The organism is Nocardioides sp. LS1 (assembly GCF_003865225.1).
GTDB classification, from domain to species: domain Bacteria; phylum Actinomycetota; class Actinomycetes; order Propionibacteriales; family Nocardioidaceae; genus Nocardioides; species Nocardioides ginsengisegetis.
Genome location: NZ_BIFF01000002.1, coordinates 1,048,202 through 1,062,207 on the forward strand (window position 1 = coordinate 1,048,202; position 14,006 = coordinate 1,062,207).

Sequence of the window (14,006 nt, forward strand, 5' to 3'; positions counted from 1 at the left end):
GGCGGAGTTCGCAGCCCAGCACCCGGTCAGGCACCTGCCAGGCGCTGGCGCAGGCCGGTGGCCCGCTGGGCGCGGTTGTCGACGGCGGCGCGGACGGCGGCCTCGGTGCCGACCACCCGCACCGTGAACCGGGCGCGCGTCACCGCGGTGTAGAAGAGCTCCCGCGTCAACAGCCGCGAGCCCTCGTCCGGCAGCAGCACGGTGACCGCGTCGGCCTGGCTGCCCTGGCTCTTGTGGATCGTCATGGCATGCATGGTCTCCACCGCGTCCAGGCGACCGGGGGCGAAGTCGTGGAGCCGGCCCGACCCCGCGATGAACGCCCGGAGGCGGCCGTCGGGCATCAGCACCGCGGCCCCGGTCTCGCCGTTGTAGATCTCCAGGGCGTAGTCGTTGCTGGTCACCAGCAGCGGCCGCCCGACGTACCACTCCGACCAGATCTCCTGCCCGGTCTCCTCGCCCAGCCAGCGCTCGACCTGGTGGTTCCAGTGGCGGACGCCGTGGGGTCCCTCGCGGTGGGCGCAGAGCAGGCGGTGCCGGTCGAGGGCCGCCACGGCGGTGGCAGCGTCGCCCGCCTCGGCCGCGGAGCGTACGGCGAGAGCCGAGGCGACCGTCTCCGCGCGCAGGGCCGAGCCGGGGTCGTCGGTCTCGACGAACTCGACCTCGGCGGACCCGCCCCGCAGCGCGGCCAGCACCGCGTCGGCGTCGCCGAGCCGCAGGGCCTCGGCGAGGGTCTTGATGTCCTCGGTCGAGCGGAAGTTCTCGGTCAGGGAGACGACCGGGCTGCCGGGCCGGCCCTCGTAGCCGGCGACCAGGTCGGACAGCACCGCGCCGGCGCCGACCGAGGTGAGCTGACGCGGGTCGCCCACCAGGACGAGCCGCGACCGCAGCCGGACGGCCTCGAGCAGCCGCGCCATCATGGTCAGCTCGACCATCGAGCACTCGTCGACCACGACCACGTCGTACTTGAGGCGGTTGCCGCGGTCGTGCCGGAAGCGGGTGGTGTTGTCGGGCCGCCAGCCGAGCAGGCGGTGCAGGGTCATCGCCTCGATCCGGCCGATCCGGTCGCGGTCCTCCTGCGGCATCCCGCGCAGCTCGTCCTCGACGGCCTCCTGGAGACGGGCTGCGGCCTTGCCGGTGGGAGCGCTGAGCGCGATCGAGAGCCGCTCGCCGCGGGCGTGGGCCTGGTCGGCGATCAGGGCGAGCATCCGGGCCACGGTCGTGGTCTTGCCGGTGCCGGGACCGCCGGTGAGGACGGTGGTCCACTGGCGGACGGCCTGCACCGCCGCCGCCTCCTGCTCGGCGCTGAGCCGCGCACCGCGCACCCGCTCGACGGCAGCCGCGAGGTGGGCCTCGTCGACGGGCGGGGGTGACTGGGCGGTCCGCTCGAGCAGGTCGTCGCAGACCTGTCCCTCGAGCCGGTGGTAGCGGTCGAGGTAGAGCAGCCCGTGGTCGAGCCGCACCGCACCCTCCAGCAGCACCGACGAGGCCGCCACGGCGCCGGCCCAGCCGTCGGCCTCGGGCCACGGCAGCTCGGGGGCGATGGCCGGGACCGTGGCGAGGTCGACGCCCACCGAGCCGTGCCGGACGGCCCGGACGGCCAGCGCCACCGCGAGGTGGACGCGCTCGTCGTCCTCGCCGGCGAGGTCGCCCAGCCGGGTCGCGACGTGGACGTCGGTCGACTCGACCACGCCCGCGCGGTTGAAGTCGCCGAGCAGCCCCGCCGCCCCGGCCACCAGCCTCCAGTCCTGCTCGGACAGCGGCTCGAAGATCTCGGTCATCGCGCGCCTCCGGTTGTCGAGCTTCGCCAGCTTTCGGTTGTCGAGCCTCGCCAGCTTTCGGTTGTCGAGCCTGCCGAGACACCGTCGAGCAGGTCGGACAGCTCCTCGACCAGCGCCACCGGCGGCCGCCACGAGAACACCCCGCACGGCTCGCCGTCGACGAGCGGTGTCTCCGGCCCGCACATCCCGCGCAGGTAGAGGTAGAGCACGCCCCCGAGGTGGACCGCCGGGTCGTAGCCGGGCTGGCGCCAGCGCAGGAACCGGTGGAGAACCACGGCGTACAGCAGCGCCTGGAGGGGGTAGTCGCTGTGTCCCATCGCCCCGGCGAGCGCCTCGGGGCGGTAGTCGTGGGCGGTCAGCGGCTGCTCGTGGGCGCCGAGCCAGTTGGTCTTGTAGTCGACGACGACGTAGCGCGGCCCGGCGTCGGTGCGCCGCCGCAGGACCACGTCGACCGAGCCGGTGAGGTAGCCGCGGAGCGCCTGCCCACCGAGGTGCGGCTGGTCGAGGGCGTCGGCGTAGGCCCGCACCGGGTCACCGTCGGGCAGGTGGCGACGGAGCATCGGGGCGAGGTCGCCGAGGCGTACGTCGCCCGTGCCGGCCGAGCCGGCGAGGTCGCCGCCCGCCAGCGGCAGCTCGAACTCCATCTCGCGGAGCCGGTCACGCAGCGGCACCTCGCGCAGCGTCGTGGGGGCCAGCGGCCCCAGCGGCGAGTCGCACACGGCCACCAGCGCCTCGACGAGGACCTCGCGATCGACGTCGACGGGCCAGTGCACCAGCTGCTCGGCGAGGTGGGCCGCGAGCTCGGCGCGCAGGTCGTCGGCCTCCGGGTCGGCGTGCTCGAGCACGGCGTGCACCAGCGACCCGAACGTCGCACCCACGGGCAGGTCCGCCATCGGCGACGGCACCGACTCGACGGGCGCCGCGCTCGGCGCCGACGCCGCGGTGACGGCCTCGTCGTCCTTCGCCTCCACCTCGGGCTCGCTGCCGACCGCACCGCCGAGGCCGGCCGCGAGGGTCGGCGCCTCGACGGCCGTCAGGGAGGAGTACGACGCTCGCCGCCACGTCACGTCGACCGAGCGGCTGAACGTGCGGACGGCCAGGTCGGGCGGGACGGGCCGCGGCGGCTCGGCCCCGGCGGGAGCCGGCACCGCCGGCTCGGGGACCGGTCCGCCGGCCGCACGCCAGCGCTCGAAGATCTCGGCGGCCTCGTCGTCGGTGCGGTTCATGAACTCCAGCGGCACGTCGGGCATGCCGGGGCGACGCCCCTGGAGCATCCGGTGCAGCGGCGACGCCGGGGTGTTGCGGGTGGGCGACCACCAGGCCACCAGCTGGGACTGGGCGCGGGTGGCGGCGACGTAGAGCAGCCGCAGCCACTCGCCGCCCTCCTCCGCCAGCCAACGCTGGACGTGGTCCTGCCAGCCGGCGCCGCCCCCGCCGCCGACGTTGACGCACCGACGGCCCTCGTCGTCGTGGAAGAGGGGGTTGCGCGGCTTGGGGACGTTGCGGTCGGCCAGCGCAGGGAGGTAGACGACGGGGTACTGCAGCCCCTTGCTCGCGTGGATCGTCACCAGCTGCACGGCCGCCGCGTCGGAGTCGAGGCGCCGGGTCCGTTCGGTGCCGCGACCGGCCCGCCCCTCGGCGACCTGGCCGCGCAGCCAGGTCAGCATCGAGACGAGCCCGAGGTGCTCCGTGAGCGCGACCTCGTGGAGGGCCTCGCCGATGTGCCGCAGGTCGGTGAGGTGGCGCTCGCCGCCGACCCGGGCCAGCACGCGCGCCGGGAGCCCCGCGGCGGTGGCGGCCTCGAGCACGGCCGCGACCCCGCGGAGCGAGAACACCTCGCCCCACTGCCGGAGCCGGTCGGCCACGTGGTCGGTGAGGTCGTCGCGCTGCTCGTCGAGCTCGCGGACGGTGTGGCCGACGAACGACGTGAGCGCCGCCGCTCGCACCCGGCCGGAGCGGTGCGGCTGCTCGAGACCCTCGAGCAGCTCGAGCCACTCGACCGCGGCCGGGGTGGCGAACACGCTGCCGCCACCGGCGATCACGGCTGGGACGCCGACGGCGTGCAGCGCCTCGCGGGCGTTGGCCAGATCGGCGTGCTTGTAGGTGATGACGGCGACGTCGCGCGGCTCCAGCGGCCGCCCCTCGAAGGTCGCCCCCGAGGCCAGCAGCGACCGGATGTCGAGCGCGAGGTCGCGCGCGACGTGGGGGCGCACGTCGCCGACGGTCAGCGGGTTGCTCCCGCGCTTGCCGAGCTGGTCGCGCCGCACCACCCGCAGCCGGAACGGTGCGGGGTGGGGCAGGCCGGCCAGGCGACCCTTCTCGTGGTGGGCGGCCACGTCGTGCACGACGATGCGGGGGTCCCCGAGCGCGGCGCCGGCGAGCATCGTCTGGAAGGACTCCAGCAGCGGGGCGTCGCTGCGCCAGTTGACCGCGAGCGTCTTCTGGGTCGAGGCGGTCTCGGCGGCCTGGAGGTAGGTGGTGACGTCGCCGCCGCGGAAGGCGTAGATCGCCTGCTTGGGGTCGCCGATCAGCACCATCGTCGCGTGACCGGTGAACGCGCGGTCGAGGACCTGCCACTGCACGGGGTCGGTGTCCTGGAACTCGTCGACCAGCACGATCGACCAGCGCTGGCGCATCCGCGCCCGGGCGGGAGCGTCCTCGTCCTCGAGGGCGTGCGCGAGCTGGGACAGCAGGTCGTCGTAGGAGAGGATCCCGAGCCGTCGCTTGCGGCGGTCCATCTCGGTGCGGACGGCGTTGCCGAAGGCGACCCTCCGGCCCACCGGCGTCGAGGGATCCTCACCGGCGGGCTCGAGGCGGGCCTGCGGGTCGAAGACGGCGGTGCGGGCGATCTCCATCGCCTCGCCCCGGCTGAACACCGGCCGGTCGGCGGACCAGGCGAACGCGCGGAGGTAGAGATCGTCGACGACCTCGGTGACCAGGTCGTCGAGGTCCTCCACGAGCCGGGCCCGCGCGTCGGTGCCGCCGGCGACGCCGAGCGAGCCGAGCACCATCGAGCAGAACTGGTGGGTCGTGGCGATCGTCGCCGCGTCGAAGCTGGCCAGCGCCTCGCTGACCCGTCGGTGTCGCAGCACGCGCTCCGCGTCGGTGCAGTCGACCAGCAGGTCGAGGAGGTCGGAGCGGCCCGTCTCGGGCAGGGAGGGGTCGTCGGCCAGGGCACGCTCGGCCTCGACCAGCTGGGCGCGGACCCGCTCGCGCAGCTCCTGGCTGGCGGCGCGGCCGAACGTCACGACCAGCATCCGCTCGAGCGGGACGCCCTCCTGCGCGACGTAGCGGGTCACGAGCGCGCCGATGGTCCAGGTCTTGCCGGTGCCGGCGCTGGCCTCGAGCAGGGTGGTCCCGGTGGGCAGCGGGTCCCGGATGTCGAACGGGGTCGTCGTCACAGCGCACCCACCCTCTCCCCGCCGTTGAGCAGCGGCTCCCAGATGCGCCAGGCGAGCTCGGGCAGCCCGGCGTCGACGAGCACCGACAGCGGGGCCCGCTCGCCGAAGACCCGGACGTGGGAGGCGTCGGCGTCCTCGCCGAGGATGCCGAAGCTGTTGTTGGGGTCGGTCACCCAGGCGCGGGCGGCCGCGTGGGCCGGCGGCCGGTCGTCGCCGCGGAGCTCGCGGGCGTGCGCGTCGGCCCAGGCCTGGGCCGTGGCCAGCGGCACGGGCAGCGGACGCCGCAGGCCGAGGTCGCGCAGCTCGACCAGGTCGCGCAGCCAGCTGGTGGCGCGGTGGTCGAGCGGGCCGGACAGGGCCCGCAGCGGGCCGGCCCGGTCCTTGCCGACGGCATGCGCCGTGAACGACTCGTCGGGGAAGGCCGCACTCAGCGCCAGCAGGTCGACCCAGGAGGAGAGCCGCTGGCGCGCCTTGAGCCGGGAGTAGCCCAGCGAGACGACCTTGCTGCCGTAGATGCCCGAGACGGTGCCGGTCACCCGTCGGCCGTCGCCGAGGTCGATGTCGACGTCGAGCGAGCGGCCCACGCCCTCGCGCAGCGGGGCCGTGCGGGTGAAGAGCTTCTGCGACTCCTCCACCACCTGCTGGAGCGCGGTGGTGCCGAGCCCGCCCGGCGGGAGGGTGCCGCGGAGCTGCTCGGCGGTCATCACCGCGACCGGGTCCTGGCCGGCCATCACCTCGCGGAGCAGCCGGTCACCCACGCCCCACAGCGCGAGCGCGTCGAGGTCGATCGGGATGGCGTCGTCGACCTCGTCGGCCTCGAGCGGCGCGGACACGTCGAGGCGGCTGCGCAGGAACTCGCGCACCGGGTGGGCCAGGAAGCGCTGGAGGTCGGCGAGCTGGACGTCCTCGCGCGGCAGCGGCGCGAGCTCGCCGGTCAGGAACGGCTGCGGCGGGACCCGCTCGGCCACCGCGGCCCGGGCACCTGCCAGTGCGGCCGCGTCGAAGCTGAACGGGCGGTCGCCGGTGAGGGCGCCGGCGGCGAGGTTGCGGGCGTCGTACGGCTGGAGGGGGTGGCGCACCAGCACCTGGTCGCGGACGGGCGCGGCGGCGGTGCGGTCGAGGGCGTCGAGGATCTCGCCGAGCGGCACGGCCGGCGGGCGGCCGGCGCCGGAGTGCTCGTTGGCGCCGGTGTAGGTGATCACCAGGGTCTCGCTCGCCGCGAGCACGGCGTCGAGCAGCAGCTGGCGGTCCTCGCTGCGGGGGTCGCGCTCACCGGTGAGGGGCCGGCGGGCGAGCACGTCGTCGCCGTCGACCGAGCCGGTCCGCGGGAAGACCCCGTCGTCGAGGCCGAGCAGGCACACGACGCGGTGGGGCACCGACCGCATCGGCACCATCGTGCAGACCGTCAGCGTGCCGGTGCGGAAGTTGGCGCGCGTGGGCCGGCCGCCGAGCCGGGACTCCAGCAGCGCGCGCACGTCGGCCAGCCGCAGCGGCACCGCGCCGCCGTCGGCGGAGTCGGCCGTGCGGGCCAGCTCGCGCTCGAACTGCGGCACCTGCCACGCGTCGTCGAGCGGCACGTCGGTGAGGCCACGGACGGCCTCGGTGAGGATTGCCATCCACTCACCCACGCCGCCCGCGGCGTCGAGGGCGCGCAGGCAGCTCTCGAGCCGGTGCAGGAACTCCGCCAGCCGGCCGGCCAGGTCGATGTCGTTGCTGCCGACGTCGTCGAGCGGCAGCCCGCGGCCGACGTGGCGGTGGTCGTCGCCGCTCATCGCGACGCCGAGCAGGATCCGGTCGAGCCCGGCCCGCCAGGTGTTGTGACCGAACCGCTCCATCGCGAAGCCGGCCCGCTGCTCGGCGTCGACGCCCCAGCGGATGCCGGCCTCGGTCACCCAGCGGGTGATCCGCCCGAGGTCGTCGTCGGTGAAGCGGAAGCGGCGGCGGCAGGCGTCACCCGCCGCCAGGTCGAGTACGTCGCTCGCCGTGACCCGACCGCCCGCCAGCCCCACCAGCGCCGCGGCGACGGCCAGCAGCGGGTTGGTCGCCGAGAGCGCCCGGTCGGCCAGCCGCACCCGGAGCCGGTGGGCCGGGTGGCCGTGGTCGACGACCTCGCCGAGCCCGAAGCCGGCCTGGATCAGCGGCGCGAACGTCTCGATGTCGGGGCACATCACGAGGATGTCGCGCGGCTCGAGGGTCGGGTCGTCCTGGAGCAGCCCGACCAGCACCTCGCGGAGCACGTCGACCTGCCGGGCCGGTCCGTGGCAGGCGTGCACCTGGACCGAGCGGTCTTCGGCCGCCAGGGTGCGGCCGGTCCGTAGGGCCGGGTCGGGGGCGGTGTTGTGGCGGAGGTCGGACTGCAGCCAGCCGAGCAGGGTCTCGGCAGGCTCGACCGACGACGGGATCGACGCCTCGTCGGTGGTCGAGCTCCCTTCGGCGGTCGAGCTCCCTTCGGTGGTCGAGCCTGTCGAGACCCCCGACAGCGTGCGCGCCAGCTCCCGCGCGTCGCGGCCGAGCGAGGCTAGGAGCGGGTGGTGCACGAGCTCGGCGGAGTCGTCGAGGTCGCGCGGCAGGTGCGCCCCGAGCCCGGCGAGCGCGTCCCACAGGGCGGGCGAGGGCTGCGGCAGCCAGAGGTGGACGTCGCGGGTCTCCCCGAGCGCGGCGAGCAGCTCGACCTCGGTGACGGGCAGCCGGGTGTGGCCGAACAGCGACAGCCGCGGCGGCAGGTCGAGCCCGTCGCCGCCGGACCGCAGCCGCTCGAGCGTCTCGGCGTGCCGGACGTCGGGGGCGGGCTCCGCCACGTGAGCGACCAGCCGCCGCCAGAGCTCGGCCTGCCAGGCGAGGTCGCTGTCGAGGGTGGCCGCCGCCCCGTCGCTGTCGCGCCCCTCGCGCCAGTCGGTGACGAGCGCGGGTCGCTGCACGGCGTACGAGGAGAAGAGGCCTGCCAGCCGCCGGGCAACGGACCAGCGGCGGTTGCGCCGCAGCAGCCCCTCCTCGCCGGCCATCCCGTGGCCGAGGTGGGTCGCGAGCGTGGCGCACCACGGCTCGTCGAGACTCGCGTCGATGACCTCGAGCAGCGGCCAGACCAGCCGGTCGGGGTCCCACACGTCGTCGCGCTCGCGGTCGAGCAGCATGCTCACCAGCGAGCGAGGGTTGAGGAACCGCACCCCGGCGCAGACCCCGTCTCCCCCGCGCGGGCCGGTGCCGAGGCGGTGGCTGAACCGCTGGGTCAGCCAGCGCTCCACGCCCTTGGCCGGCACCACGACGACCTCCTGGGCGAACGGGTCCTCCAGCGGGGTCGCCAGCAGGTCGCCGAGGGCGTCGGCGAGCAGGTCGGTGCGCGGCGCGCGGTGGAGGTGGACGGTCACGGGACGACCCTAGGGGCCGACACCGACATCACATGTGACGCCCGCCGGTCACCTCGAGGACCGTGCCGGTCATGTACGACGACAGGTCGGACGCCAGGAACGTCGCCACCGCCGCGACCTCCGCCGGCTCGCCGAAGCGACCCATGGGGATGTCCTTCATCCGCTGCTCGAGGATGTCTGCCCGCATCCCCTCGATCATCGCGGTGCGGATCAGGCCGGGCTGTATCGCGTTGACCCGGACCCCGACGTGCGCGACCTCCTTGGCCGCCGCCTTGGTGAGCCCGACGATGCCGGCCTTGGCCGCGCTGTAGTTGGTCTGGCCGAGGTTGCCGACCTTGCCCGAGATCGACGACATGTTCACGATCGACCCGGACCCCGCCTCGCGCATCACGGCCGCGGCCGCGCGGGTACCGAGCCAGGTGCCCTGCACGTGCGTGTCGAGCACCAGCCGGAAGTCGTCGAGCGTCATCTTGCGCATCGTCGCGTCACGCAGCACCCCGGCGTTGTTGACCATCACGTCCAGCGACCCGAAGCGCTCCGTCGCGGCCGCGACCAGCGCGTCCATCTGCTCCTCGGACGTCACGTCGCAGCGCACCGCGGTGGCCACCCCGTCACCGAGCTCGGCCGCGCAGGCCGTGGCCGCGGCCAGGTCGACGTCGCCGATCACGACCCGAGCACCCTCTGCCACGAACCGCTCGGCGATGGCGCGGCCCAGACCCTGGGCCCCTCCGGTGATGACGGCCGTGCGGCCCTGAAGAAGTGACATCTCGACTCTCTCCCTTGTTCTACGCGCCGAACCCGGTGGTCCCGGCACGGCTGATGACGAGCCGCGACACGACCGACCGGGCCGACAGCCCGACCAGCGCAGCGACCAGCTCGACGATGTCGCTCACCGGAATCATCTCCTCGGCCGGCACCACGTCGCGGACCCAGGCCGACATGTCGGTCTCGACGTACGCCGGCGCGAGGGCCGTCGCGCTCACCCCACGGCCCGACTCCTCGGCGTTGAGGGTCTCGACGAGGGAGTTGAGGGCGGCCTTCGTGGCGCCGTACGCCGCGAGGCCGGGCTCGGCATGGACGCCGGTGATCGAGGACAGCGCGACCACCCGGGCACCGCGGTCGGGGTGGGCCAGCGCCGCCGCCCGCAGCAGCGGCAGGCACTCCTGGACCAGCAGGAACGGGGCCCGCACGTTGACCGCCACGGTCTTGTCGAAGCGCTCCACCGGGAAGTCGGCGAGGTTGCCGGCCGTCCCGACGCCCGCGCTGAGCACCAGGCAGTCGAGGGATCCGAACGCGTCGCGGTGGGACGTCGCGAGCACCGCGGGGTACGCCTGGTCGGCGAGGTCACCGGGCACCGGGACCACGCGGGACGCGCCGAGGCACCGCAGCTCGTCGGCCACGGTGGCAAGGCGCCCGGCATCCCGGGCGGCGACGGTCAGGGAGAAGCCACGACCCGCGAGCATCCGGGCGATGCCCAGGCCGATGCCTCGGGAGGCGCCGGTGACGAGCGCGCTCCGTCCACCGACGGGCTCAGGCACGAGTGCCCACCGCTTCGAGTCCCGCCTCGAGCAGGACGGGGACGGTCGCCGCGACCCCCTCGTAGCCCTCACCCTCGGTGGCACCCAGCCGGTGCCGGTAGGCGATTCCCTCGGCGATCACCGCGAGCTTGAAGAACGCCAGGCCGAGGTGGAAGTCCCACGCGTCGAGCTCGGCACCGCCGCGGTCGGCGTACCTCTCCCGCAGTCCCGCCGGCCCGGGGAACCGGTCGTCGGTCCAGGCAGCGCGAATGCCCAGGACGCCGTCGAGGGCGTGGTGGCGATAGACCGCCATCAGCGCGACGTCCGCGACCGGGTCGCCCAGGGTGGAGAGCTCCCAGTCGACGAGCGCGAGCACCCGTCCGGGGTCGGTGACGGCGAGGATGGTGTTGTCGACGCGGAAGTCGCCGTGCACGATCGAGGTACGGCGCTGCGTGGGCACCCGCGCGTCCAGCAGGGCCAGGAGCTGCCCCGCCCGCGGGTCGTCGGCACCCATCGACTCCCACTGCCGCGACCAGCGGCGCAGCTGTCGCTCGGCGTAGCCGTCGGGTCGCCCGAAGTCCGCGAGCCCGACGTCGGCCGGGTCCACCGCGTGGAGCGCGACCAGGGCGTCGACCAGCCCGTTCGTGCAGGCGTCGAAGTCGGGGGTGGTCCAGCCGGCCAGGTCGTCGCGACTGCGGACCGTGCGCCCCTCGACGTACTCCACGACGGCGTACGGGGAGTCCAGGACCATCAGCGAACGGTCGCAGCCGACGGCCCGGGCGACCGGCACTCCGGTGCCCTGGAGCGCCTCGACGACGCGGTACTCGCGGGCCATGTCGTGCGCCGACTCGATCACCCCGCCCGTCGGTGGCCGGCGCAGCACCCAGGTGCTCTCCCCGTCGTCGAGCCGGTAGGTCAGGTTGGAGCGCCCGCCGGCGAGGAGCGTGGCGGTGAGCGGGCCGGCGACCGTCTCGCCGCGGTCCGACAGGTACGCCGCCACGCCGGCGAGCTGGGCGGGCGTCATCACCGACCGCCCGCGGCGACGGCGCGGCCGACGGCGCGGCGCGCTATCGACCAGCGGTGCACCTCGGATGCCCCGTCGTAGATCCGGAACGGCCGGACCTCGCGCGACAGGCGCGCGAGCGGCAGGTCCTCGGAGACCCCGAGTCCCCCGCAGAGCTGGATGGCACGGTCCACGACCCGGCCGATGGCCTCGGCGGCGAACGTCTTCGCGATCGACGTGGAGGTCGATGCGCGCTCGCCGATGTCGAGCTCCCAGCAGGCCCGCAGCAGCAGCGCCCTCGTGGCGGCGATGTCGATCTCGCTGTCGGCGATGAGCTGCTGTGCCATGCCGAGGTCGGCGAGCCGGGACCCGAAGGCCTCGCGCCCGGCGACGTGCCGCAGCGCGATCTCGTGACCGCGGACGGCGGCGCCGAGCCACCGCATCACGTGGGTCATCCGGGCCGGGCCGAGCCGGACCTGGGCGTTGGCGAAGCCTCGGTCGACCTCGCCGAGCACGCCGTGGTCGGGAACGAACAGGTCGCGGAGGTCGACCTCGCAGTGGCCGCCGACCATCGACCGGTCCAGCGTCGTGATGTGCCGGCCTACCTCGATCCCCGGCACGTCGGCCGGGCTCAGGAACATGGTGGCGCCGTGCCCGTCGCCGGGACTGCCCGACGTTCGCGCCATGACGATGAAGAACCCGGCCCCGTCGGCTCCGGTGATGAACCACTTGCGCCCGTTGATCCGCCAGCCGCCCGGGACCCGCGTGGCGGTCGTGCACAGCGCCGTCGGGTCCGAGCCGGCACCGGGGGCCGGCTCGGTCATCGCGAAGGCGGACCTGACCTCGCCGCTGACGAGGGGCCGGAGGTACTCCTCCTTCTGCTCCGCGGTGGCCACGTGGGCCAGCAGGTGGGCGTTGCCCTCGTCCGGCGCGGCCCCGTTGATCGCGAGCGGCCCGAACAACGAGCGGCCGGCCGCCTCGAAGACCGGGGCCCGGTCGACCATGCCCAGCCCGAGGCCGCCGTACTCGACCGGTGCGTGCGGGCTCAGCAGTCCCTCGTCCCGGGCCTGCTTCTGCAGCTGGCGACGCAGGTCGTCACCGCCGGCCACGGCGACGTCCCCGCCGTGGGCGTCCTCGACCGGCAGCACGTGCTCGTCCACGAAGGCCGAGGTGCGTGCCGCGAGGTCGAGGACGCCGGGCGAGTGGTCGAGGCCGAAGGTCACGCGGGCACCCGGGCACCGCCGAGGGTGAAGTTCTCCCGGTAGCCCGTGTCCTCCTCGTGCTGCATCTTGCCCATGTACGCCGCCATGCCGGCCATGTAGAACATGTTGGTCACCGGCTTGCCCGGGATGTTCGATCCGTTGATCCACGAGTCCACGACGGAGAACAGGGTCTGGTTCGCGATCTCGTCGCACTCCGCCACCCAGGCGTCCTCGGCCTCCTGCGTCGGTTCGATGGTGCCGAGGTTGTTGGCACGCACGTGCTCGATGCTCCGCGCCACCCAGTCGACCTGGGCCTCGTGGGCCGGCGGCTGGTTGGTGAAGGGGCCCATCGGGCCGTAGATCATGAACAGGTTGGGGAACGCCGCGGCCATCAGGCCCAGGTGCGTGCGAGGCCGGTCGTGCCAGCGGTCCTTGAGGGTCACCCCGCCGCGACCCTCGTGGTGGATCTTGAGCTGGTTGCCGGAGACGGCGTCGAACCCGGTGGCGAGGACGAGGACGTCGAGCTCGTGGACGACGCCGTCGGCGGTCCGGATCCCGGTCTCGGTGATCTCCTCGATCGGGTCGCCGTGCACGTCGACGAGCGTGACGTTGTCGCGGTTGTAGGTCTCGTAGTAGTTGTCGCAGCACAGCGGGCGCTTCGCGTAGAGGTCACCCGGGATGAGCATGTTGGCCAGGTGCGGGTCGTTGACCGTCTCGCGGATCTTCTTGGAGATGACGTCGGTGGCCGAGGCGTTGGCGATCCGGCTGGTGGCGACGTCGTTGAAGGCGGCGAACATGTACTGGAAGCCGCCGCCGTCCTCGTAGACCTCCTCGAAACGCTTCACCCGCTCCTCGACAGGGACGCTCTCCGCGGCGATGTCGCTCTCCTTGAACCCGAAGCAGGTCGTGGAGTAGAGGACGTCGCGCCAGTAGCCCTCGTAGTCCTGCTCGATCTGGTCGAGCAGCCCCGGAGAGATCGGGCGGTGTCGGGAGGGCACCACCCACTGCGGGGTGCGCTGGAAGACGGTGAGGTGGCCGACCTTCGGGGCGAGCTCGGCGATCACCTGGATGCCGGACGACCCGGTGCCGATCACCCCGACGCGCTTGCCGGCCAGGTCCACCTCCCCCTGGGGCCACCGTGCGGTGTGGAAGATCTCCCCGCGGAAGTTCTCCTCGCCCGGGAAGTGCGGCACCTTCGTGGCCGACAGCAGCCCTACGGCCTCGACGAGGAACTGGGCGGAGTACTTCTGGCCGTCGGCGGTGATGATCCAGCGCTCGGCGGCGTCGTCCCAGACCGCGCTCTCGACCTGGGTGTTGAACTTGACGCTCCTGCGCAGGTCGTAGCGGTCGGCGACGTGCATCAGGTAGGCCCTGATCTCGGCCTGCCGGGGGTAGCGCTCGGTCCACTTCCACTCGTGGAAGAGCTCCTTGTCGAAGGAGTAGCAGTAGGCGTTGACCTCGGTGTCGGAGCGGGCGCCCGGGTACTGGTTCCAGTACCAGGTGCCGCCCACGTCACCGGCGTTGTCGAAGGCCTGCACCTCGAGGCCCAGCTCGTTGCGCAACCGGTGGATGCTGTAGAGCCCGGCGAAGCCCGACCCGATGACGACGGCGTCCACCTCGGTGATCCCGCCGTCCAACTCCGTTGCGCCGTTCGCTGCGTCGCTCATCGCTGGCATCCCTTCTCGTTGTCTGGGGCCCGGGTCGTACGTCGACCGCCGGGGCATGACTCATCGTCGGTAG

At 74.0% G+C, this 14,006-nt stretch carries 8 protein-coding genes; all 8 read right to left on the bottom strand.

Features of this window, described 5'->3' with window-relative positions:
- Nucleotides 1–26: 26 nt before the first annotated feature.
- Genes recD through EJF31_RS09960 form a run of 8 tightly spaced genes read right to left on the bottom strand, consistent with a single transcriptional unit; the run spans nucleotide 27 to nucleotide 13,933 of the window.
- The gene (gene recD / locus EJF31_RS09925) at nucleotides 27–1,778 is read right to left on the bottom strand and encodes an exodeoxyribonuclease V subunit alpha (RefSeq protein WP_125036898.1); all 1,752 of its coding nucleotides are present in this window, start codon (nucleotides 1,776–1,778) and stop codon (nucleotides 27–29) included.
- The gene (locus EJF31_RS09930; protein WP_125036899.1) at nucleotides 1,775–5,179 is read right to left on the bottom strand and encodes a UvrD-helicase domain-containing protein; all 3,405 of its coding nucleotides are present in this window, start codon (nucleotides 5,177–5,179) and stop codon (nucleotides 1,775–1,777) included. The genes recD and EJF31_RS09930 overlap by 4 nt, the downstream gene beginning before the upstream one ends.
- Nucleotides 5,176–8,544, bottom strand: a complete 3,369-nt coding sequence (gene recC / locus EJF31_RS09935) for an exodeoxyribonuclease V subunit gamma (protein ID WP_125036900.1) — start codon at nucleotides 8,542–8,544, stop codon at nucleotides 5,176–5,178. The genes EJF31_RS09930 and recC overlap by 4 nt, the downstream gene beginning before the upstream one ends.
- A 28-nt stretch (nucleotides 8,545–8,572) precedes the next feature.
- Nucleotides 8,573–9,310 carry a 3-oxoacyl-ACP reductase FabG gene (gene fabG / locus EJF31_RS09940; protein WP_125036901.1) on the bottom strand — a complete coding sequence of 246 codons (738 nt, stop codon included), beginning with the start codon at nucleotides 9,308–9,310 and terminating at the stop codon, nucleotides 8,573–8,575.
- A 19-nt stretch (nucleotides 9,311–9,329) separates the two neighbouring features.
- The gene (locus tag EJF31_RS09945) at nucleotides 9,330–10,082 is read right to left on the bottom strand and encodes an SDR family NAD(P)-dependent oxidoreductase (protein ID WP_125036902.1); all 753 of its coding nucleotides are present in this window, start codon (nucleotides 10,080–10,082) and stop codon (nucleotides 9,330–9,332) included.
- Nucleotides 10,075–11,085, bottom strand: coding sequence for a phosphotransferase family protein (locus EJF31_RS09950; protein ID WP_125036903.1), 1,011 nt, complete (start codon nucleotides 11,083–11,085; stop codon nucleotides 10,075–10,077). Before EJF31_RS09950 ends, EJF31_RS09945 begins: the two co-directional genes overlap by 8 nt.
- The gene (locus tag EJF31_RS09955) at nucleotides 11,085–12,287 is read right to left on the bottom strand and encodes an acyl-CoA dehydrogenase family protein (RefSeq protein ID WP_125036904.1); all 1,203 of its coding nucleotides are present in this window, start codon (nucleotides 12,285–12,287) and stop codon (nucleotides 11,085–11,087) included. Before EJF31_RS09955 ends, EJF31_RS09950 begins: the two co-directional genes overlap by 1 nt.
- Nucleotides 12,284–13,933, bottom strand: coding sequence for an NAD(P)/FAD-dependent oxidoreductase (locus tag EJF31_RS09960; protein ID WP_125036905.1), 1,650 nt, complete (start codon nucleotides 13,931–13,933; stop codon nucleotides 12,284–12,286). Before EJF31_RS09960 ends, EJF31_RS09955 begins: the two co-directional genes overlap by 4 nt.
- Between the last annotated feature and the right edge of the window lie 73 nt (nucleotides 13,934–14,006).